Raw genomic sequence first — 20,415 nt, forward strand, 5'->3', positions numbered from 1 at the left:
CCTTTCCTTGGCTGCTGTCATCTCTATTTCAGACGCGACGACGCGGCCGTCATGCCTACCACTGCACAGCCAGGCCACAGCAGTTGATACCGCTGCCAATGCCGAGCAAGGCCAGCTTGGCACCAGGCCGCAGCCGGCCGGCTTCTGCCGCCATGGCACAGGTCGCCGGCAGAGACGCCGAACCGCAATTGCCAAGCCGTTCAAAGGTTGAAAAGTCCTTCGCCCGATCCAAGCCGAGCGACTGATAGAGCAACTCGCTGTGGGTCTTGCCCACCTGATGCGTGCAAATCACATCTGGCGTCGACTCCGTCCACGCCGCCACGTCCTTGAGCTTCCGCCACATGTGGCCGGCAACTGCGATGCCACGGACCATCAGCTCATGCGAATTCGTCGCCATCACCGGCGCGCTGCCATCCGTCATGCCGCCACCGGCATCACCCTGACAAAGGTGGTTCCCGGAACAGTCCGCATAATGCGCCGCCGCCAGCAGACGATGGCCAAGACGACTCTTGGACAGGCGCCGCACCACCACCGCCGCCGCAGCCGAACCGATGGTCAGCGAGGCAAACTGATCCTTGATGCTCCGCCGCGTCTGGCTCGTATCGGCATTCAAGCGCTTGATGGTGTTCTCAACCAGTGGCACGCCATTCTCGCCACAAACCGCCAGGCCCGTCTCAATCTGCCCAAGCTCGACCATGTTCGCCAGCATCAATATGCCACTGACCATGCCCAAACACGCATTCGATATGTCAAAATTCATCACGTGATGGCCCAGGGCCAAAAGCCGATGCACCGCCGTCGAAGTCGCCGGCTCAACAAAGTCCCGCGACACCGAGCAGTTAATCAGGCAATCCACATCGCCAGCCACTAGCCCGGCCGCCGCCAGCGCCCGCCGGCCCGCTTGCGCCGACGCCTCGCTCGGCAAGGTCCCCGCCGGCCAAAAACGCCGTTCACGGATGCCACTCATGAGCTCCAGGCGACCTTCGTGCAAACCGATGCGCTCGTAGAGCGGTCGGAGCCAGCCTTCTATCTCCAGCGAGCTCACTACGCGCTCAGGCAAGGCGTAGCTGACCGCTTCAATACACACATCGCGATATCGCATGCAAAAATATCCCGTCTTTGGTTCTCAAAGCAGAAAAATGGCAAACGAGTAATATACACCCTCTTCCGCTTTCGGGGCCCCTAGCTGTCCAGCCCGAGATCGCCGGTCAGGCGGTAGTGCGAGCCGTCCCGATTCACCGCCAGCTGGCGATCCGGAAAGGCCTCCGCCAGCGCCGCCGCCAGCAGTTCGCCGGCGTCATTCAGCATCGCCTCGCGCTGCATGCCACTGATGGGCTGCGCTGACGCTGTGCGCATCTCCACCACGTAGCCCGCGCCAAATTCGCTGGTATAACCCATGGTGAATTTGGCGTCCACGCTAAAGAGACCATCGTACTTGGCGTTGGCCGTGCTGCCGCGCTCCGGCCGGTTCGGCTTCAGGCGAAAATGCGCGCCGTACTTGTCCTCAAGCGCCGCATCGACTTTGTCCAGCGCCTGCCGCAGGCGCCGTTCCCATTTTTCCAATGCCGATAAAGTCACTGTCGCTGTCCCCAATGATTCGTGTTGTTCGCTCACCAAAGCCGGTGACGCGCCGTTCTCAGGCATTGACCACGGGCACCGCAATGGGGTTGCTCCAGGCATATCGGCCCTGGCTGTCCCGTATTTGCAGGCGGAACCAGGTGCCGGGGCGCTTCGCCTGCAGTGTCGCTGTGAACGCACCACAGTCATTCGCACCACTGCCCGGCCCGTCCGCATCCGGCACCTGCACGCAGTAGCCGCCACTGAAATTGGTCAGGCCAATCACCTCCGTGCAAGGGCTGAACTCGGCCGAAAAGACGCCGTCGGCAAAATGCAGAAAATGGAATTCCGGCCCCTGCGTGGCATAGAAGTCGCCCTGCCTGAGCGCCGTCATCACCGCTGCTGGCGACGCGTCAGGCGCGGCCACCACCGTCCAGCCACGGAAGAGATCACGCGGCCGGTGCATGTCGTCCACCGCCAAGGCCGGGAGCATGACGCCGGCGTCGAGCATCTCGTCCCACAACTGCATGTTGTATTCCTTGCCGATGTAACGCGTCGCCGTGTTGAAGACTTCCAGGCCGATAAAGCCCTTGAGCGTCATCACCTCTGCCGAGGTGAAGCCACACCAGTGCGGATGCGCGCAGACACAGGCACCACCAAGCTTGTTGACCAGGTCGATCATGTCCTGCGCCGCCAGCCCCTCCGGATACTCGAAGGACTCGGGCACATTCAAGGCCACAATATGCCAGGGGATTCCACGCGGCCCTGCCGGATGCATCTCCATGCCGGATATTAGGGTCAACCCCATACTGTCCAACTCCGACACCCGGTTCGTCTTGCGATGGTCGGTCAGCGCCAAGATGTCATAACCGGCCTCGCGATAAAGCCGCACAACCTCCGCCGGTGCAAAAATGCCGTCCGACAGCGTCGTATGAGTGTGAAATGCACCCTTGAATGTCGGTAGTACCCGACCATATAAATCAAGCATGGCTGTCACCGCTTCTTCTTTTTAATTGAAAAAACAACAAAAAACACCCAAATGTAATGGCTGAATGACGATATAACAGCACTTTCGATGAATTACTAGATCAGACCGAGTAAGCGGTCAGCCATTGATAATTGAGCCGTAGAGCAGCAGGCGGCCATAGGCGCGCCCGCCTCCCAGCCGTGGCCCCGCGCGCTCATCTCCCAGCCCGTGGTGCGGGCTTTCAGCCCGCGCCGTCGCCAGAGGTCAGCCCGCGTCCCGTCGCGCGCCCGTCTCCCAGCCCGTGGTGCGGGCTTTCAGCCCGCGCCGTCGCCAGAGGTCAGCCCGCGTCCCGTCGCGCGCCCGTCTCCCAGCCGTGGTGCGGGCGTCCCGCCCGCACCGTCACGAGAGGTTAGCTCCTCGCACGACACCCGAACAGCCCCACGCTGACGTTCCCGAACAGCCCCCTCCTGCTTCCATGTTCCGGCCGTGATGAGAGCATCGCCCCGGGGCGGCGCTTGGAGGGCGCCACATTGGCGAGGCACGTCGCGTCCCACCGCGCCAGCGAGAGGCATGCCGTGCATCCATTCTCAATGGGTGACCGATTACTCAGACCGAGTAATCGGTCACTGGACTTTGGACAATCTTGCACGGACTCCTACGCAACGTCCGGTGCTGATTTTTTTCCCTCCGCCAGCTCGCTTTGCATTAAACGCACCAGATCGCGCAGGGATGGACGGGTGACCGGGTCGTTTCGCCACCGTTCTCGCGTTGGGAATGCCTCGTTTCGCTTGTCATCGTAGAGTCGTATGCTTGCCAGAAGCAAAGCGGCATAGCAAGCCGAGATGAAAGCGGGCACTTTAGCTACTGAATCTTTGTTCCACACCTGGGCTTTGCCAATGCCAAGTATTGCTTTCTGGTCTCGAAAGCTGACTTCGATCTCCCAGCGAAGCAAGTAAGCCCTTATAGCCTGTTCGATCGTGATCTTGTTTATGGCACCGGTTACGACCAGGAAGGCAGGCTGCCGATAGAGAGTGCGCCCATTCTTGGTCAGACGATAGGGAAAAGGCTTAATGACTATGAGATTACAGGGCTGATCGTGGGTCGCACCCGGCCACCTGACGTTTTGGACGCACTTGTAATGCACGGCAAGTTTACGTCCGTGCTTGAATACCTCCATGGTCCGCGTTTCGTAGTTGTCGCTGGCAAGAATATCCTTGGGTGAAGGCAGACGTTGGCCGTACTTGCGATTGCCTTTGCGTTGTTCGGGGCAAAGAGGCTCGACAAAGACCGTGTCCTTCCTCGCTCGCGCGACGATCACGGTGTTGTGAGGAGGATCAGTCAGGAAACAGCTGTTGGCAAAACTGCCGTCGGCGCTTTGGATAAGGACACGGTCGTAACCGCCAGGTATTGCGTCGATTGCCCCACGAAGGGAAAAAAGCTGCTGGCGACCGCGCACACTCATGTTGTGCTTTTTCTTCTCTTCCTTCAGTATCTGTTCCTCCTCCGGACTTGTCACTTTTCCAGCCTTGACCGGTGGTGCGTGTCTGAACGCCACGGGTACGGCTCGACTGGAGTTGGGATCAGAGCCGTGGCACATGATGGTCGTTTCCAGATAGCGCTGGCCAATGACCAGATTGACATGAAACGGGGGGCTGATAGGGTCCCGGGCGTAAGCAGTACCGGGGATTTTTTTGCCGGTCTTGCGCACGAGCGTATCGTCGATGGCGGAAATGATGGGGTCGTAGACTGGGCAGAGACTGACGGCCTCCTGGATAATGGGCCCGAATATGCCTTCACAGTCCCATTTACTCCGGGAGAAAAGTTTATAGAACGCGCTCCAGTGGAACACCATATCTAGAAAGTTAATGGCGCTGGTTATGGTTTTTGGATGACTGGCGCCCAAAAGGCCGATGCCTATCGTGACAAATCGCTTTCGTGACCGAACATCCTTGATGCCCACGCTCAGAGTCGCCAAAAAAGCACGCAACCACACAAGCAGCGATTTGTTTTCCATGGCTAATCGTCCTCCTCTTGGTCCAGCAGTGCAAATTCGTTGCGTCCTGTACGCCGGAACGTGTGTCCGTCGAGAACCTTCTTGGTCATCGCCGACACGATGGACTCGCGACGCAGCTTCACGCCATGGCGCTTCTGCACGCGGTCAAGGATCTCATTGATGTGAAGAGGCTCCCCCGCTTCTCGGAGTATATCGCTAACTAGTAACATGTTAGATCTTTTTCCGGCTGCCTTTCGGTTCGCTTCCAGGCGACCGTCCAAACCTTTGGCCGAGCGCAATGCCTTTAGTCCGGATTCAAGCATTGTTTCCAAGACATTACAGAGATCGTTGCTGCTGATTTCTTTTGCCATACCCGTAGCCCTTCCTTGTTGTGACCAGACACGCCAGCATTCAAGCTACGGGTAGCATAATACGGAGTAGGTAGAATGCAAATTAATTTTTAGATTTATTTTTAAACAAAAAAAATTGTCCAAAGTCCAGAGACCGAGTAATCGGTCAGTGATTGATAATGGCCGATATCAGAGGACGACTGGGACGCTGGGGACTCCTGGGAGCGCCGCCGTCCCGGCGGCACTTATTGGCTGCTGCGCACTGGGGCGAGGACTCACGGACTCATGAGGCATGATCCCATGGATTGGACCGTGGGGACTTTCTGGACCATTGGGATTGACGCCTTGGACACCGGGGACCGGTTGTGGACTGCTTGGACGCTGGGGACTGACTGGCGGCGTCCATCGCGTCCATGGCGTCCATGGTGTCCATAAAACGCCCAGTGTCCCGCCAGTCAAGAGGCGGCGCTGGCAGCCGGCTATTCTCAATCACTGACCGCTTACATCAGACGGGTAATCGGTCAGCCATTGATAATTGAGCCATAGAGCAACAGGCGGCTCTAGGCGCGCCCGTCTCCCAGCCGTGGTGCGGGCTTTTAGCCCGCGCCGTCGCAAGAGGCCTACAAGCGGCCACTCGCGCGCCCGACACCCCAGGCCGCGAAGCGGCAGAAGCGCTGAAAGCGCGATCAATGATAGCCCAGGGCAAGCGACGCCGGAGGCGGAGCGTCGCCCTGGGTACAACGGCGGCTATGTTCGAGCGATCCGTCCGATCCGTCCGCCCCGTCCGCGCTCCCCCCCGCGTCCTTGTTTTTCGCCTTGGCGCCATTACCTTAGCTTGACCGCCGCCGCCAAGAACGAAGTGTTTTATGACCGAGCAGAGATAACCCGCCATGCTGGCACGCGAAGCCGACATCGTCATCCTGGATTTTGAGAGCACGGGCAGCAGTCCCGGCAAGCCGAATCTGCCCTGGCAGCTTGGCGCGGTGTGTTTCAGCGGTGGCAAAGTCCAGCCCGACCACGGCTTTTCGGTATACCTGCGGGTGCCTGACGACCACCCATTCAACCCCTACACACCAGGCCGCTGGGCGTCTTTGCGCGATGAGCTGGCGGCGGCGCCGTCGCTCCCGGAGCTCTGGCCACAGCTGCAGCCGTGGCTTCTCGGCCACCCTCTGGGCGCCCATCACGCCCCTACCGAACGCTGCCTCCTCCAGCAAGCATTCCCCCTCCACCACTTCGGGCCGTGGATTGACACCCTCACTCTCGCCCGTATCGCTTACCCGGGCCTGAGCAGTTTCCAGCTCGAAGACCTCCTCTCCGAATTTGGCATCGACCGCAAGGTCGCCGAGGTCTGCCCCGACCGACAGCCCCACGACGCCTTCTTTGACGCCGTCGCCTGCGGCTTTCTCCTCCAATTCCTCCTCAGCAGGCCGTCATGGCAAGACACCAGCCTGGAAAAACTCTACGCCGCCAAGGCGACCGCTGCCAACACTGCCCCAAAATAAGCACTCATACTGGAGTCAACACCATGCAATACCGACAGATCGGCAACACCGGCGTTAACGCGTCCATCCTCGGCTTTGGCTGCATGCGCCTGCCCGTCGTCGACGGCAAAAGCAACCAGATCGACATGGATAAGACCGGCGAGCTCTTCCGCCACGCCTACGACCAAGGCGTCAATTACTTCGACACCGCCTACGTCTACCACGGCGAAACCAGCGAAGTCGCTCTCGGCCAGGGTGTACGGGACTTCCGTGACAAGGTCAACATCGCCACCAAGCTCCCGCCCAACCGCTCGCAGTCACAGGACGACATGGAACGCTTTCTCGACACTCAGCTCCAGCGCCTGCAAACCGATCACATCGACTTCTATCTACTCCACGCCCTCAACAAAAACTCCTGGCAACGCCTGGATGAACTCAAGGTCACGGATTTTCTCAACCGCGCCCTCGCCGACGGCCGCATCCGCCACGCGGCCTTTTCCTTCCATGACGACCTGGCGACCTTCAAGCAGATCGTCGCTGCCTTTCCCTGGGCTTTCGCGCAGGTCCAGCACAATTTTATCCAGACCGACTACCAAGCCGGCAGCGAAGGCATCGCCTACGCGGCCGAACGCGGCCTCGGTATTGTCGTCATGGAGCCCCTCCACGGTGGCGATCTCGCCCGGGAAAATCCCGCGACACAGCCCATCTGGGACGCCTTCCCGCAGCGGCGGTCGCCGGTCGCCTGGGCCCTGCGCTATCTCTGGAGTCAATCCAGCGTCAGCGTCGTCCTCAGCGGCATGAGTACCATGGCCCAGCTGCAGGAAAATCTCGCTTTGGCCAACGACCAGGCGCTCTGCACGCCCTTGTCCGACGCCGAAAAGCAGGCCCTTGCCGAGGCGCGCGCGGCCCTGCTGGCCCGCACCCGCGTGCCCTGCACCCGCTGCGGTTACTGCATGCCATGCCCTCACGGCGTGAATATCCCCGGCTGCTTTGAGCACTTCAATAAAAGCTCGGTCTTCAACAACCCCGCCACCGCCAAATTCCACTACGGCATCTTTGTCGGCAAAGAGAAGGACGCCTCGCAGTGCCGCAACTGTGGCCGCTGTCTGCCTCTCTGCCCCCAGCACATCGACATCCCCGCCGTCCTCAAGCAGGTCGCTGAGGAATTAGCCTGATCAATAGCGTCCCCACCAGGCCGTCATCACGGCAGAACAACAGCGCCATGGACATCAAAGCCCCCACCCTACCCTTCCCTCCGGCCAGCCTCTTCCTCGTCGGCATCGGCGGCATCGGCATGAGCGCCCTCGCCCAACTCCTCGCCTGGCAGGGCTACCGCGTCGCCGGCAGCGACCGCAGCGCCGACGAACCCGGCAAGGCCGAACTCTACCACGCCCTCGAACAACAAGGCGTGAGGCTATACCCGCAAGACGGCAGCGGCGTCAAAACCGAAAAACCCGACGCCATCATCATCTCCAGCGCCGTCGAAGACAACAATCCCGACCTCCTGGCCATGCCCGCGCGGCCCGTCATCCACCGCGCCAGCGCCCTCGCCCAGGCGTTGCAGCGTGTCCCCGCCCCGCTCATCGCCGTCGCCGGCTCCTGCGGTAAAACCACCGTTACCGCCTGGCTGGCCAGCGCCCTCAAAGCCCTCGGCGAACAGATATTGATGGTCAATGGCGGCTACGCGCTCAATTTCGTAAACGACACCGCGCCAGGCAATTTCTACAGCGATTTCGACCCGCACTGGCTGGTCATCGAAGTCGACGAAAGTGACCGCTCACTCACCACCTTCAAACCCGACGTCGGACTGCTTCTCAATGTCGGCAACGACCACTATAGCCAAGATGAACTGCGCAAGGTCTTCGGCGAATTCCTCCAAAACTGCCAGCAGGGCATCGCCTGCCTCAAAGAACTCGCGCCACTGGCCGCCGGCTCCAAGGCCGCGGTCACCTGTTTCGCCGCCGAACCCGATCCCGATCCCGCCGAGCCGGCCGTCATCGCCCCTGGCGACTACCAAGCCCGCCCCGACGGCATTCACTTCTCGGCCGCCGGCATCGGCGCCGTCCACAGCGGCCAGTCCGGCCATCACAGCGCTGTCAATGCCTGCGCCGTCATCAGCGCCCTCAAGCTGTTGCCGCTAACATCTAGTAACGACGACATCTGCCGCGCCATCGCCGCTTTCCATGGCGTACGCCAGCGCTTTGAAGTGATGGGCTGCCTCCCCAGCGGCACGCCAGTCATCAATGACTACGCGCACAACCCTGAAAAAATTGCCGCTGCCATTGCCACTGCCCGCGAGCGCTTTGGCTCGCCGTTGCTGCTTTTCTTCCAGCCACACGGCTTCAAGCCACTGGAATTCATGCGCGAGGCTCTCAAAGACGCACTGAAAAACAGCCTCCATAGTGGCGATCGCCTGCTGCTCCTGCCGGTCTTCTACGCCGGCGGCAGTGCGTCATTCCGCCCCAGCGCCGCCGAAGTCGCCGACGCACTGGTCGCCGCCGGCCTGCCCGTCGCCGCCGTCGCCGACCGCCAGGCCGCAGCAGCAGCCGTCCGCAATAGCGGCAGCCGCGCCAAAGCCGTCGTCGTCATGGGCGCCCGCGACAGCTCCCTCAGACCATGGTGCCAAGCACTTTGCCACGAATAACGAATGAGTTGGGGCGACCGGGGGGCGCCCCAACTAGTGCTCAGAGCCTGCCGACTTCGCGGCGTTTTATTGCCGCGAAGCGGCAGAAGCGCTGAAAGCGCGATCTATGACAGCCCAGGGCAAGCGACGCCGAAGGCGGAGCGACGCCCTGGGTAAAACGCCATATCTGTCCGTGTTCCTCGGCCTCATTGGCCCCAGTCGGCGAAGCTGACTGGGGCCAATGAGGCAATGGAACCTGGTGAACGCCTTCCCCGTCTTGCCCCCTGTACCCTCCGCGCTGTTTTTTAGGTCGCCCCTTCAGGGCTCAGTTCATGTGGGGGCTCTACCCAAGGCGACGCGCCCTGCGGGCGCTTGCCCTGGGCTTTCTTAGACCGCGCCTTTGGCGCTGAAAACTAAAGGCCGCAGGAACGGCTGTTATCAATTACTGACCGAGTGCCGACTAGTGCCGGCGGTGCCGACTAGTGCCGACGAGTGCCGGCGGATTTTTTGCGCCGTAGGCGCTTAACCATGCTTAACCCCAGGCTTTAGCCTGGGGATGCCGCCTTTCCCTGAGGCAGTGCCTCGTAGAGGCACCACAGCCCCCTAGCCAGCATTCCCCTGCCGATGCTTGCTGCCGCAGGCGCTGATGCGTCGCAGCGGTGGCCATTACTTCCCGCTGCTCTTGGCCTCGGCGAGGCTTTGTCGGAGCTGGCGGTTTTCCTGCTCCAGGGCGCTGATCCAGTTTTTCTGTCGCTGGGCGTGTTCCTCGAGCAATTTCACGCGCATGACGCGTTCTTCGTCGCTGGCGTTGTCCAATTTCAGGCGCAATGACGCGACCAGGGTCCGTTCAGCGCGTTCGAGCCACTGCTTGACGGCGTCGATCTGGCTGTCGTCCAAGGGCGCCATGGCCAGGTAAGCCCGGTAATGCCAGACAGCAAGGGGCAGCTGCTCGTCCTGGCGCTCGAACATCATGCCGAGCTGCAGGTGGGCGCTGAGAGCATTGTCATTGTTGAGCAGTGCCCGCTGGAACGCGTCTGCCGCGGCACCGTAGTCCTTGTTGTCCAGCAGGGCCATACCCTGATGGTAATACGACTGCTCAGTCACTGGTCGGCAGGACACACCGCAGCACATTGCCCCCAGCAGCAGCAGCAACAACGCCAAGCACGTTTTCATCCCTCTGCCCTCCACGTTACCGCGCTACTCACCACGGGCTGCCAGGCGTCGGCGCAAATGACGCAGTTGTCACGTAGTGCCCAGCACGCCGCCGAGTTCATGTCCAATACGAATGCCCCATTGGTGACCTCACAACTGATCTGGCCACCATCAGCGAGGCGGCCAACGATGCCGAGGCGGGCCATCATGGGCAACAGCCCCGCAATATCCCAAAGCTTCATGTGGCCGACGTAGGCTTGGGCCTGCCCCGTCAGCACTGCTGCCAACGCCTCCACCGCACTGCCGCTGGCCACAACCGGATTCGGCATGCGCAGCTGCCCGCTTTTGCAAAAACGCTGTCCGAGCATCAGCACGCCACCCGCCTGCCACGCGCCCGCTGCCGGCGCCAACTCGCGCCGCGTCGCCGCCGTCAAGGGCGCCGACAATCCCGCCAAGCGGTAATGCACAACGCCCTCGCCCTCGCTCACCAAGATATCGCCGCATTCCGGCACCATCACCGCGCCATGGCGCAGAACGCCGCCGACCATGTGGCCAATGGAAATGCCCCAGAGCGGAAAGCCATGCGCAAAAGACGACGTGCCGTCAATCGGATCGACCACCCAGCAGGACCCGCGCAACGCCTCGCGCGCATAGTCCGCGCCGCGTTGCGCAATCGTCTCTTCACCGATGAAATACTCGCCCGGGCCTGGCAAGGCCGCGCTCAGCAGCGCTTCGATGTCGCGATCGACCTCGGTGACGAGACTGCCGTCGCTCTTCAAAGTCCAGCTGCTGGCGGCGCGATGGGCCAAAGCCCGCCGCGCGCAATCCAGGAGTATCTCGGCCATGGCTGCGGCGTCCCAGCTGCGGCCATGGCCACCAGGCGCGGAATTCATAGCGCTGTTGCCCATCAGGCCCAGGCTCCCAGCGCCGTCAGCCAATGGCGTGCAATCAAGGCGTGGCCGGCTGGCGTCGGATGCACGCCGTCGGCCGCCCATTGCGCCGGACAAGCGCGGCAGGCTGCCGCCGCCAACAGCCCGTCCAGAGGCACGTATATCGTCTTGAATTCCAGCGCAAGCAGCCGCAGAGCGTTGATCTTCAGATCAAGATCAGCCCGCCAGGCCTTGCGGTCCTCCGGGTAGGGCAGCACAAAGGGCTCCAGCAGAATGATGCGCGCCTTGGTGTTCTCGCGGGTCAAACGCAACAACTCGCGGCAATTAGCCGTGTACGCCTCGACGCCGGTCGGGTCATCGCGATCATAGCGCCGCCAGGTGTCGTTGATACCGATCAGTATGGACACCCAGTCGGGCTTGAGATCGATGCAATCCAGCTGCCAACGCGCCACCAGATCCTTCGAACGATTGCCGCTGATGCCGCGATTAAGAAAACGCACGCCCTTTTCCGGGTACGCCGCCGTAAAGCGCGCTGCGATCTGCGCGGCATAGCCGCCGCCGAGCATCGTGTCGTTCTCGCGGGAGCGGCCGCAGTCCGTCACGCTGTCGCCCTGAAAAAGCACCGTCGCGCCATCCTGAATCAAGGTCATGATCGTCGTCCTTTCCAAATACACTTCGCTGGTATTTCCTGCTATGGTCCATGTCGACGCGTCATTGCGCCAGCATGCGTCCCTCATTGCTTTTGCTGCTCAAGGTCCAGCAGCGCCTGCAGGCGTCCACGCAGGATTGCCGCCGAGGCGTCCAGGCCGCGTTGCTCATCCCCGCTGAGAGAGCCCGTAATGACGCGCACAATACCCTCGCGCCCCACGACGCAGGGCACGCTCAGGCAGATGTCCCGCTGGCCGTATTCCCCCTGCAGCAGCGTCGATACTGTCAGCACGCTGTGCTGGTCGCGCAAGACCGCGGCACTGATTTCCACCAGAGCCATGCCGACGCCGTAACAGGTCGCACCCTTGGCGTCAATGATATGATAGGCCGAGTGACGCACCTGCTCCAACACCGCTTCGCGATTGACCGCCGACGCCAAAGGCGTGTCACAACAACCGCAGCCAGCGCAAATGTCCGCCACCGGCGTGCCGCCGACGTGGGACAGGCTCCACGCCGCCACCTCGCTGTCACCGTGCTCGCCAAGGATGTACGCATGCACGTTGTGGATATCCACCTGGCATTTCCGCGACAGGATATGCCGGAAACGAGCGCTGTCCAACACCGTCCCGGAACCGAAGACCCGCCGGCGATCATTCCCGAGCTCCGCAATGGCGATCTGCGTTAAAATGTCTACCGGATTGGACACCACAATGACCGGCGCCGTCCCACCCGACGCCTTGATATCACCCATAATCGCCCGCATAATCCGCGCATTGCGCTCAAGCAGATTCAGCCGGGACTCGCCGGGCTTCTGCGCCGCGCCGGCGGTAATCACGATCAGCGCCGCGTTGCCATAGTCGCCAGCATCGCCCGCACGGATGGACTGCATCGGCGCGAAAGCGCTGCCGTGGGACAGGTCCATCACCTCGCCTTCCACCCGCGCCCGATTGACGTCGACGAGAACAATTTCCTCCGCCAAGCCCTTGATCATCAGCGCATACGCGAAGGACACGCCCACCGCACCTGCGCCGACTATCACGACCTGCCGGCTTGTGCTCCCAGAGTATTTTATCATGTTGTCATGCTCTCCTGAACCCTCAGTTGTTTTTCCTCAAAACGCCTGGTCGCCATCGCGGCCAAACCACCTGCATTCGCAGACCAGCGCCGTCGGGCCAGTCTGCCGCAACATCATGTCTGCAGCGGCGGTCACAGTCAAGTCGCCGCCAGGCATGGACACCGTCACCGGCGACTGACAATAACCCAAACGCATGGCTACGGCCGCCACCGCTGTGGCGCTGCTGCCCGACGCCAGCGTGTAGCCCGCACCACGCTCCCATATCTCAATACGGACGCGATGGGCGTCCTCAACGCGCATGAACTGCACATTCGTGCGTCGGGGAAAACACGGCGCGCATTCCAGCTGCGGACCATATTCCCGGGCCACCGCCGGGCTCAGCTCGCCGTCCCACAGCACCACGCAGTGAGGATTGCCCACCGACGCCGCACAATAACGCAAGGTCCGTCCACCCAGCACCAGTTCTTCGTTGAGTACCTCGCGTCGCGGTCCCGTTACAGGTATCTGGTCACTCCAGAAAGTCGCCCGCCCCATGGCCACGGTGATGGACTGCTGGGGATCCGCAATAGTCACCTCCACCACGCCACCAAGCGTCGCTAAACGGAATGGCGCCGAACCGACAAGGCTGCGATCATGCAGCCAGCGGGAAAAAATCCGCAGGCCATTGCCGCTCTTCTCCGCCTCCGAGCCGTCGGGGTTGTAGATGCGCAGCGCGCAGCACACCCCCGCGCAGTCGGCGGCATTCAGACCGGCCTCGGCGCAAAAAGCCGCAAAATCCTCACTGCCAGGCATGATCGGCCCCAGGAGAATGCCGTCGCTGCCCACGCCGTAGTTGCGATGACAGATCAGCCGGATGTCAGCGACGCCCAATGGCCCAGCCAGTTCGGCGGGAGACAGCACCAGGTAGTCATTGCCCAGGCCGTGATATTTACGCATTGTCAGCATGACACTCCTCAGTTCAGTCCCTCGCCGTCGTCAAAATGCACCACCTGGCCCGATGAACCCGATTCCCAGATGGCGTCAATCACCCGCAGCAACCGCCGCTCCTCCGCCAGGGTGACCATGGGCTCGGCCTTGCCCAACAGGCAATCGCGCAAGTTCTCGTAGTAGCTGCGCCAGCGCCCGGGCAGGGTCGGCACAACCTGCTCGTCCGTGCGCGTTTTCAGTACGCCGTAGTTGCTGGCGGGTTCCACCGCTGCGTCAATATTCCCGGCGGTCTGGGCCTTCTCCTGGGGGTCCAAACCAAATTTCTGGAAGGTCCCCTCCGTGCCACGCACGTAGAAATGCGGCTTGTGAATAGCCGCCATGCTCGACATGTCAATCACCGCTGTCCGCCCGCCGGCAAAACCCAGCACGACCAGCGCTTCGCTCTCCACATCCACGCCAGGCAAGTCGTAGTGCAGGCGGCAATAGACGCTGCGCACGGGCTCCGGAAACAACACCAGGACCTGATCCAGCAAGTGCGGCCCCAAATCAAAAATCTTCCCGCCACCCAGCTCGCGCTTGCCGCGCCAGCCGCCCCAGGCGCCAAAACCCTGCCAGGCCAATTCAACCCAGCGGACGTCGCCCAGCCGGCCCGTCTGCTGCAAGTGCCGCACCGTCAGAAAATCACCGTCAAGCCGGCGGTTCTGAAAGACCGTCAGCAGCCGTCCGCTCTCTTCACTGGCGCGGATCATCGCCTCGCAATCCCGCAGGGACAGGCACATCACCTTGTCCGTCACCACATGCTTGCCGGCACGCAGAGCCTTGATGGCCAAATCGGCATGGCTCCAGTTGGGTGTGGCCAGCACCACGGCGTCCACCGCCGGGTCGCTCAGTACGTCATCAAAACTCGCGAAGGTCCGGCACTGCCGGTCGGCCTCGGCACGCACCCGTTTCTCTGGATCGCGGCTGGCAACGCCGTAGAGCTCCAGGCCGGGCGTCGTGCTGATCAGATAGCTGTGACATTCGCGACCCCAACGGCCATAGCCGACCACAACCAGACGCGGCGCGTGTCCATCTTCTCTGCACATAGATCTTTTATCCTTATTTCGCTATGGGACTCCCTGGTTTTTTAACATATATCCCGTTACAGTTAAACAAACGTCTCCCCGGGCTTTTTCTGCAGCTCCCAATCGCAGCAACAACCATGCAGCCCGGGACACCAGCGCGCCCAAGGCTCGCTCACAGACCCGCAAAGAGATTGGCCAGCCTATGCCCCTAACCCAAATACCGGCGCCTGGCGCCAAACTCGTCCGTTTCGCCGGCGACTGCCTTGATGTACTCCTCACGTTGCCGGACTCCCGGCCGGGCCGGGCATTCGTCCGCAGCAATCTCGGGCAGGCCGCTATCCGCCGCGCGGAAATCATCGCCAATATCGAAGAACACAAGGCCATCCTCGGCCGCGATTGGCGCGATCTGCCCATGCACGACGACGGCAACGGCCAGTTCTCCATCACCCTACCTCTCAATGACGTCGGCGTCTTCGACCTCAAGTCCTTCTTCATACCCGACGATGGCGGCGAAACCATCTGGTGCCGCGGCGATAATACCCGCGTCAAAATTGAACCGTCCCGCTGCGCCGGCGGCAACACCATCTACAACGCCTTCATCCGCCAGTTCGGCAAAAACCGCTCCGGCGGCGCCTGGACACAAAAACACCACGACGCCGAGGCCTTGCTGGATAAGGACGGCTACACGGTCATCCCCCCATCCGGCAGCTTCAACGACCTGGCGCAGGAACTGCACTTCATCATCGACACCCTCGGCTTCCGCATCATCCAGCTACTGCCCATTCACCCGACGCCGACGACTTTCGCCCGCATGGGCCGCTTCGGCAGCCCCTTCGCCCCACTGGACTTCTTCACCGTCGATTCCTCCATGGCCATTTTCAACCGCCACCGTACGCCCCTGGAACAATTCGTCGAGCTCGTCGACGCCATTCACGCCCACGACGCCAAAGTCATCATCGACCTGCCCGCCGCCCACACGGGCTGGGGCTCCACCTTCCAGGTCCACAGCCCCGAGTGGTTCAGCCGCAATCCCGATGGCAGCTTCCAAAGCCCCGGCGCCTGGGGCGTCACCTGGGAAGACCTCTGCAAAATGAACTTCCAGAACCAAGCACTCTGGAAAAGCCTCGCCGAGGTCTTCCTCCACTGGTGCCGACTCGGCGTCGACGGCTTCCGCTGCGATGCCGGCTACATGATCCCCCAACCCGTCTGGACCTACATCAGCGCCAAAGTCCGCCAGGAATACCCCGACACCATCTTCTTCCTCGAAGGCCTTGGCGGCACCCTCGCCAGCACGGCGCTGCTCCTCCAGGACGGCGGCCTCAACTGGGCCTACTCCGAACAATTCCAGCAATTCGGCTTCGACGCACTGAAAAACTACACCCAGTTCGCCATCGATTTCTCCGATCAGGTCGGCATGCTCATCAATTTCGCCGAAACCCACGACAACAGCCGCCTCGCCGCCACCTCGCCTGCCTGGGCCGCCCTACGCAGCATGACCGCGGCACTCCTCGCCCCCGGCGGCGGCTTCGCCATCGCCAACGGCGTCGAATGGCTGGCCAGCGAAAAAATCGACGTCCACCAGGCCGCCAGTCTCAACTGGGGCGCCCAGGACAACCTCGTCGAGCTCATCCGCAGCCTCAATCTGCTGCTACTCAACCACCCGGCCTTCGAGGCCCACGCCACCCTCCGCGTCCTCAACCACGACAGCAGCGGCAACGCCATCGCCCTCCTGCGCACCCCAGCCGATGACAGCGCCGCGCCCGTGCTCGTCGTCGTCAATCCTCACGAACAGGAACACGCCACCCTGCAATGGCCGGTCAGCAGCTTCGATCCGGGCAAAGCGCCCGTCGATCTCGTCAGCGGCCGCCATGTCCAGGTGGACAAACACGGCGACCGCGCCGCGCTCATCATCCAGCCCGCCGCCGCCTTCTGCCTCGCCGCCGCCGCCCCAGCGCCGCAACGCCGCCCCAGCAACTGGCAATGCTATCGCGACCGCGTGCTGGATTTCTTCGTCGACTTCCACGGCTTCGGCAATATGGCCGATGTCGATGTCGACCAGCTCGCCGATCTGCTGTGGGAAAACCCACCCGCCTTCGTGCGCCAGGCCCTAACCGCCGCCAGCTATCAACCCGTCATCGAATGGCGTCCCGGTCACGACGAACGCCGGCTGGTCACCGTCCCACCCGCCCATCTCCTCTACGTCCATCATGACAAGCCCTTCCGCGTCAGCGCCTGGCGCGGGGATACCTGCATCCAGCGCAAAACCGCGCTGTCACGCAAACACGGCGGCTTCTTCGCCCTCCTCCAGCCGCTCAACACGACCCGCCAGGCCCGGCAGGATGAAATCGTCGACCTCAAACTGGAGCTTTTCTGCCACCAGAGCCAGGCAAAAGCCGCCGCTCCCTGCCAGAACCTCCACGCTCAACTCCTGCTGGCCGCCGATGGCGACCGCCAGCGCGTCTCTCTCTCTCTCCCCGCCGCTGCCATCACCCCGGCCCACGCCGGCCTCTGCTGCAGCGACCTCGGCGCCTACACCCTCGCTCGTGCCTCCTGGGGCGCCATCGCCAGCCAGTACGATGCACTCCTGGCCGCCAACCTCGACCAGAAGGTACCCGTCGACCGCGTCGTCATGCTCAGCCGCTGCCGTGCCTGGGTCATCTGCCGCGATTTCTCCCAAGAACTCAACCTGGACTGCCAGACCCTCTTCCGCGCCAGCTATAACAACTGCCTCCACTGGCAATTCGCCGTGCCCTCCGGTATGGGTCAGACGGTCTGGGTCGATGCCGTCCTCACCCTCGATCGCCACGACAACGCCGTCAGTATCCGCTTCTCCCGACCACCAGCGCCCGCCGAAGACGACAACAGCCTCGATCCCGCACAGGCCGTCACCCTCGTCGTCCGCCCAGACATCGAAGACCGCAGCAATCACCACGCCACCAAGGCCTACACCGGCCCGGAACAGCTCTTCCCGCAAGCCATCAGCGCCGCCCAACGCCACTTCGTCTTCAATCCCGGACACGGTCACCGCCTCCAGGCCACAGCCGACCACGCAGTCTTCCACGCCAAGCCCGAATGGTCCTACGTGGTACCATACCCCGTCGAAAAAGAGCGCGGCCTGGGCGACAGCGGCGATCTCTTCAGCCCCGGATACTTCAGCGGCGATCTCAGCAGCACCACACCCATCACCCTCAGCTTTCGCATCAGCACGGAGGAGAACCCGCCGGCAACGGCACCAATGGCACCAACAGCGCCACCGGCCTTCCCTGACCGTCCCCTGCCACTGCTGGAAGCCCTCCGCCACTCCATACCCCATTTCATGACCCGGCGCGACAACGGCCACACGGTCATCGCCGGCTACCCGTGGTTCCTCGACTGGGGCCGCGACACTCTCATCTGCCTCCGCGGCATCATCGCCACCGGCATGTTCGCAGAAAGCCGCTCAATCATCAACCAATTCGCTCTCTTCGAACAAGATGGAACAATCCCAAACATGATCCGCGGCAACGACCACTCGAACCGCGACACCTCCGATGCGCCCCTCTGGCTCTTCGCCGCCGTCCGCGATTTCATCGCCCAAGCACCCGCCGGAAAGGACATCCTTAAACTCGATTGCGGCGGCCGACCACTGCTCGCCGTCATGGAAAGCATCGCCCAAAACTACTGGCGCGGCATCGCCAACGGCATCCACGCCGACCACCAAAGTGCCCTGATCTTCAGCCCCGCCCACTTCACTTGGATGGACACCAACTACCCCGCCTGCACCCCACGCATGGGCTACCCCATCGAAATCCAGGCACTGTGGATCAACGCCCTGGACCTGCTCGCATCCCTCACCAATAAAACCATCTACAGCCAGCGACGCGACCTGGCCCGCGCAAGCGTCATGACCCTATTCCGCAAAAAAGACGCCCCGGGGCTCTACGACTGCCTCAACGCCACTCCCGGCACAGCTGCCGCCAGCGCCCAGCCCGATGACGCCTGCCGCCCCAACCAGCTCTTCGCTATCACTCTCGGCGCTATCAACGACGACGCCCTCCGCCGCAGCATCCTTGACGCCTGCCAACCCCTCATGCTCCCCGCCGCCATCCGCAGCCTCGACGACGCACCCGTCCACTGCCCACTGCCCCTCCACGCACCCGACGGCACCCCCCTCAACAACCCCAAACGACCATACCAGGGCCACTACCAGGGCCCCGAAGACAGCCACCGCAAACCCGCCTACCATAACGGCACCGGCTGGGCTTGGGTCATGCCCAGCTTCTGTGAAGCACTCACCATCTGCTACGGCAAAAACGCGACGCCAGCCGCCAAAGCATGGCTCGGAACCGCCGCCCGCACCATGACTCAGGGCTGCGTCGGCTTCCTACCCGAAATCTGCGACGGCGATGCGCCACATGCACCCAAAGGCTGCGTCGCCCAAGCCTGGAGCTCGACCGAATTCTTCCGCGTCCTCAAATTCGTCGCCAATTTGACCTGAAAATAACACAGTGATCTCGGTGATCTCGGTGGACGCGGTGGACGCGGTGGACGCAGTGGACGCAGTGGACGCGGTGGACGCAGTGGACTCGGTGGACACAGTGATCTCGGTGGACGCGGTGGACGCGGTGGACGCGGTGGACGCAGTGGACGCGGTGGACTCCTATGAAACCCGATGCTCTTCATTTAACGGTATCCATGGCACTTGTTCAACCAAGCAGCCTTTTCTCGTCGTGCATTTCCGCCGCGAAGCGGCAGAAGCGCTGAAAGCGCGAAACATACTAGCCCAGGGCAAGCGGCGCCGAAGGCGCGCGCCGCCCTGGGTAGCGTGTCCTTTACGCCCGTGTTCCTCGGCCCCTTTGGTCCCAGTCGGCGAAGCTGACTGGGACCAAAGGGGCAATGGAACTCACTAGCTTGCCTAGGGTTGACGTCGGCGGCATATCGGGCATCCAATATCAATCGCTCCTATGAAACCCGCTGCCACAAAGGTCGGCGGAAATCAAGGTCGGATGGTTGGGCGGCGGCGGGCCGTGGGTTTCCTGCAAATTGTCCCAGCGAAGCGCCGGGGTGTACACTGACCGATTGCGTTCTTTTCCCCTCACCCAATCCTAACTGCATGCTAACCCGCAAGTAATTGCTATTTGCACTTCCACTAATATATTAAAGTTCAAGTCATTAGAGAAAAAACTATTCATTTCCCCAGCATAGGAGGACCTCACCATGAAAAAGACGCTCAAGCCCGAAAACACGGCGACGACGACCGTCCGTCTGGCGCGCAAACGCGTGATTTTCACTGCCAAGGCTCGCCCCGGCGCCACGGTTTTTCTCGCCGGCAGTTTCAATGACTGGAACAACAGCGACAAGGAAATGAAGGACAAGCAGGGCAACGGCCTTTTCACTGCCATCTGTTACCTGCCCGCAGGCACCTACGAATACAAGTTTTTTATTGATGGCGTCTGGTGCACCGACACAACAAACCCCAATGTCGTCAGCACCCCGCTCAACACGCTAAACAGCATCATCGAAGTCAAGTAACCGACCATTATTTCGTCTCAGCCCCTCGCCATCTCACCGTATGCCAAGCCCTGCAAATTTACAGCCCAGTGGCAGTCAGGACGCCTTGGCAGGGGATGGCACTACGCTAATACGGGCAAGGTCCTGTGCTTGCCTTGACCATCCGCGGCAGCTGCTGCGTAGCTCTGGCCGCAGTTC

Annotated in this window: 16 protein-coding genes; 5 read left to right on the forward strand and 11 right to left on the reverse strand. The window is 61.9% G+C overall.

Features of this window, described 5'->3' with window-relative positions:
* Nucleotides 1–55 precede the first annotated feature (55 nt).
* From J3R75_RS00070 to J3R75_RS00090, 5 genes are all read right to left on the reverse strand, one after another.
* Nucleotides 56–1,102, reverse strand: a complete 1,047-nt coding sequence (locus J3R75_RS00070; protein ID WP_307259066.1) for a 3-oxoacyl-ACP synthase III — start codon at nt 1,100–1,102, stop codon at nt 56–58.
* An 80-nt stretch (nt 1,103–1,182) separates the two neighbouring features.
* Complete coding sequence (locus tag J3R75_RS00075) at nt 1,183–1,578, reverse strand: hypothetical protein (RefSeq protein WP_307259067.1); 396 nt, start codon at nt 1,576–1,578, stop codon at nt 1,183–1,185.
* A 58-nt stretch (nt 1,579–1,636) separates the two neighbouring features.
* Nucleotides 1,637–2,545, reverse strand: coding sequence for a CehA/McbA family metallohydrolase (locus tag J3R75_RS00080; protein ID WP_307259068.1), 909 nt, complete (start codon nt 2,543–2,545; stop codon nt 1,637–1,639).
* A 634-nt stretch (nt 2,546–3,179) separates the two neighbouring features.
* Nucleotides 3,180–4,538: a transposase gene (locus J3R75_RS00085; RefSeq protein WP_307259069.1), complete on the reverse strand. Its 1,359-nt coding sequence runs from the start codon at nt 4,536–4,538 to the stop codon at nt 3,180–3,182.
* A 2-nt stretch (nt 4,539–4,540) separates the two neighbouring features.
* Nucleotides 4,541–4,888 (reverse strand): HTH domain-containing protein, encoded by a 348-nt coding sequence (locus J3R75_RS00090; protein WP_307259070.1) that lies wholly within the window; start codon nt 4,886–4,888, stop codon nt 4,541–4,543.
* A gap of 869 nt (nt 4,889–5,757) precedes the next feature.
* On the opposite strand from J3R75_RS00090, the gene J3R75_RS00095 reads away from it, so the two are divergent.
* The 3 genes from J3R75_RS00095 to J3R75_RS00105 are packed head-to-tail and all read left to right on the forward strand — an operon-like array spanning nt 5,758 to nt 8,992.
* Complete coding sequence (locus J3R75_RS00095; protein WP_307259071.1) at nt 5,758–6,369, forward strand: 3'-5' exonuclease; 612 nt, start codon at nt 5,758–5,760, stop codon at nt 6,367–6,369.
* 23 nt (nt 6,370–6,392) lie between these two features.
* Nucleotides 6,393–7,523, forward strand: a complete 1,131-nt coding sequence (locus J3R75_RS00100) for an aldo/keto reductase (protein ID WP_307259072.1) — start codon at nt 6,393–6,395, stop codon at nt 7,521–7,523.
* Between the two features lie 47 nt (nt 7,524–7,570).
* A complete protein-coding gene (locus J3R75_RS00105; RefSeq protein WP_307259073.1) occupies nt 7,571–8,992 on the forward strand; it encodes a Mur ligase domain-containing protein in 1,422 nt (473 codons plus the stop codon).
* 645 nt (nt 8,993–9,637) lie between these two features.
* On the opposite strand, the gene J3R75_RS00110 is transcribed toward J3R75_RS00105, so the two are convergent.
* The 6 genes from J3R75_RS00110 to J3R75_RS00135 all read right to left on the reverse strand — a co-directional run bounded on the left by J3R75_RS00110 (nt 9,638) and on the right by J3R75_RS00135 (nt 14,748).
* Nucleotides 9,638–10,144 carry a tetratricopeptide repeat protein gene (locus J3R75_RS00110; RefSeq protein WP_307259074.1) on the reverse strand — a complete coding sequence of 169 codons (507 nt, stop codon included), beginning with the start codon at nt 10,142–10,144 and terminating at the stop codon, nt 9,638–9,640.
* Nucleotides 10,141–11,031 (reverse strand): inositol monophosphatase family protein, encoded by an 891-nt coding sequence (locus J3R75_RS00115; RefSeq protein ID WP_307259075.1) that lies wholly within the window; start codon nt 11,029–11,031, stop codon nt 10,141–10,143. The genes J3R75_RS00110 and J3R75_RS00115 overlap by 4 nt, the downstream gene beginning before the upstream one ends.
* Nucleotides 11,031–11,663, reverse strand: coding sequence for an SGNH/GDSL hydrolase family protein (locus tag J3R75_RS00120; RefSeq protein WP_307259076.1), 633 nt, complete (start codon nt 11,661–11,663; stop codon nt 11,031–11,033). The genes J3R75_RS00115 and J3R75_RS00120 overlap by 1 nt, the downstream gene beginning before the upstream one ends.
* A gap of 83 nt (nt 11,664–11,746) precedes the next feature.
* A complete protein-coding gene (locus J3R75_RS00125) occupies nt 11,747–12,736 on the reverse strand; it encodes an L-lactate dehydrogenase (protein ID WP_307259077.1) in 990 nt (329 codons plus the stop codon).
* Between the two features lie 36 nt (nt 12,737–12,772).
* Nucleotides 12,773–13,681, reverse strand: a complete 909-nt coding sequence (gene dapF / locus J3R75_RS00130) for a diaminopimelate epimerase (protein WP_307259078.1) — start codon at nt 13,679–13,681, stop codon at nt 12,773–12,775.
* 8 nt (nt 13,682–13,689) lie between these two features.
* The gene (locus J3R75_RS00135) at nt 13,690–14,748 is read right to left on the reverse strand and encodes a Gfo/Idh/MocA family protein (protein WP_307259079.1); all 1,059 of its coding nucleotides are present in this window, start codon (nt 14,746–14,748) and stop codon (nt 13,690–13,692) included.
* Between the two features lie 181 nt (nt 14,749–14,929).
* On the opposite strand from J3R75_RS00135, the gene J3R75_RS00140 reads away from it, so the two are divergent.
* Both J3R75_RS00140 and J3R75_RS00145 read left to right on the forward strand, forming a co-directional pair.
* On the forward strand, nt 14,930–19,204 hold the full coding sequence (locus J3R75_RS00140; RefSeq protein ID WP_307259080.1) for an amylo-alpha-1,6-glucosidase: 4,275 nt from the start codon (nt 14,930–14,932) through the stop codon (nt 19,202–19,204).
* A gap of 719 nt (nt 19,205–19,923) precedes the next feature.
* Nucleotides 19,924–20,238 (forward strand): glycogen-binding domain-containing protein, encoded by a 315-nt coding sequence (locus J3R75_RS00145; RefSeq protein WP_307259081.1) that lies wholly within the window; start codon nt 19,924–19,926, stop codon nt 20,236–20,238.
* The last annotated feature ends 177 nt before the right edge of the window (nt 20,239–20,415 follow it).

The sequence above is a fragment of the Oligosphaera ethanolica genome (assembly GCF_030814695.1).
Classification (GTDB): Bacteria; Verrucomicrobiota; Lentisphaeria; order Oligosphaerales; family Oligosphaeraceae; genus Oligosphaera; species Oligosphaera ethanolica.

Excerpts from the sequence above, each read along its gene's own strand:
- J3R75_RS00070 (WP_307259066.1), bottom strand. The coding sequence starts at position 1,102 with ATGCGATATCGCGATGTGTGTATTGAAGCGGTCAGCTACGCCTTGCCT.
- J3R75_RS00080 (WP_307259068.1), bottom strand. The coding sequence starts at position 2,545 with ATGCTTGATTTATATGGTCGGGTACTACCGACATTCAAGGGTGCATTT.
- J3R75_RS00085 (WP_307259069.1), bottom strand. The coding sequence starts at position 4,538 with ATGGAAAACAAATCGCTGCTTGTGTGGTTGCGTGCTTTTTTGGCGACT.
- J3R75_RS00090 (WP_307259070.1), bottom strand. The coding sequence starts at position 4,888 with ATGGCAAAAGAAATCAGCAGCAACGATCTCTGTAATGTCTTGGAAACA.
- J3R75_RS00095 (WP_307259071.1), top strand. The coding sequence starts at position 5,758 with ATGCTGGCACGCGAAGCCGACATCGTCATCCTGGATTTTGAGAGCACG.
- J3R75_RS00100 (WP_307259072.1), top strand. The coding sequence starts at position 6,393 with ATGCAATACCGACAGATCGGCAACACCGGCGTTAACGCGTCCATCCTC.
- J3R75_RS00105 (WP_307259073.1), top strand. The coding sequence starts at position 7,571 with ATGGACATCAAAGCCCCCACCCTACCCTTCCCTCCGGCCAGCCTCTTC.
- J3R75_RS00110 (WP_307259074.1), bottom strand. The coding sequence starts at position 10,144 with ATGAAAACGTGCTTGGCGTTGTTGCTGCTGCTGCTGGGGGCAATGTGC.
- J3R75_RS00115 (WP_307259075.1), bottom strand. The coding sequence starts at position 11,031 with ATGGGCAACAGCGCTATGAATTCCGCGCCTGGTGGCCATGGCCGCAGC.
- J3R75_RS00120 (WP_307259076.1), bottom strand. The coding sequence starts at position 11,663 with ATGACCTTGATTCAGGATGGCGCGACGGTGCTTTTTCAGGGCGACAGC.
- J3R75_RS00125 (WP_307259077.1), bottom strand. The coding sequence starts at position 12,736 with ATGATAAAATACTCTGGGAGCACAAGCCGGCAGGTCGTGATAGTCGGC.
- dapF (WP_307259078.1), bottom strand. The coding sequence starts at position 13,681 with ATGCTGACAATGCGTAAATATCACGGCCTGGGCAATGACTACCTGGTG.
- J3R75_RS00135 (WP_307259079.1), bottom strand. The coding sequence starts at position 14,748 with ATGTGCAGAGAAGATGGACACGCGCCGCGTCTGGTTGTGGTCGGCTAT.
- J3R75_RS00140 (WP_307259080.1), top strand. The coding sequence starts at position 14,930 with ATGCCCCTAACCCAAATACCGGCGCCTGGCGCCAAACTCGTCCGTTTC.
- J3R75_RS00145 (WP_307259081.1), top strand. The coding sequence starts at position 19,924 with ATGAAAAAGACGCTCAAGCCCGAAAACACGGCGACGACGACCGTCCGT.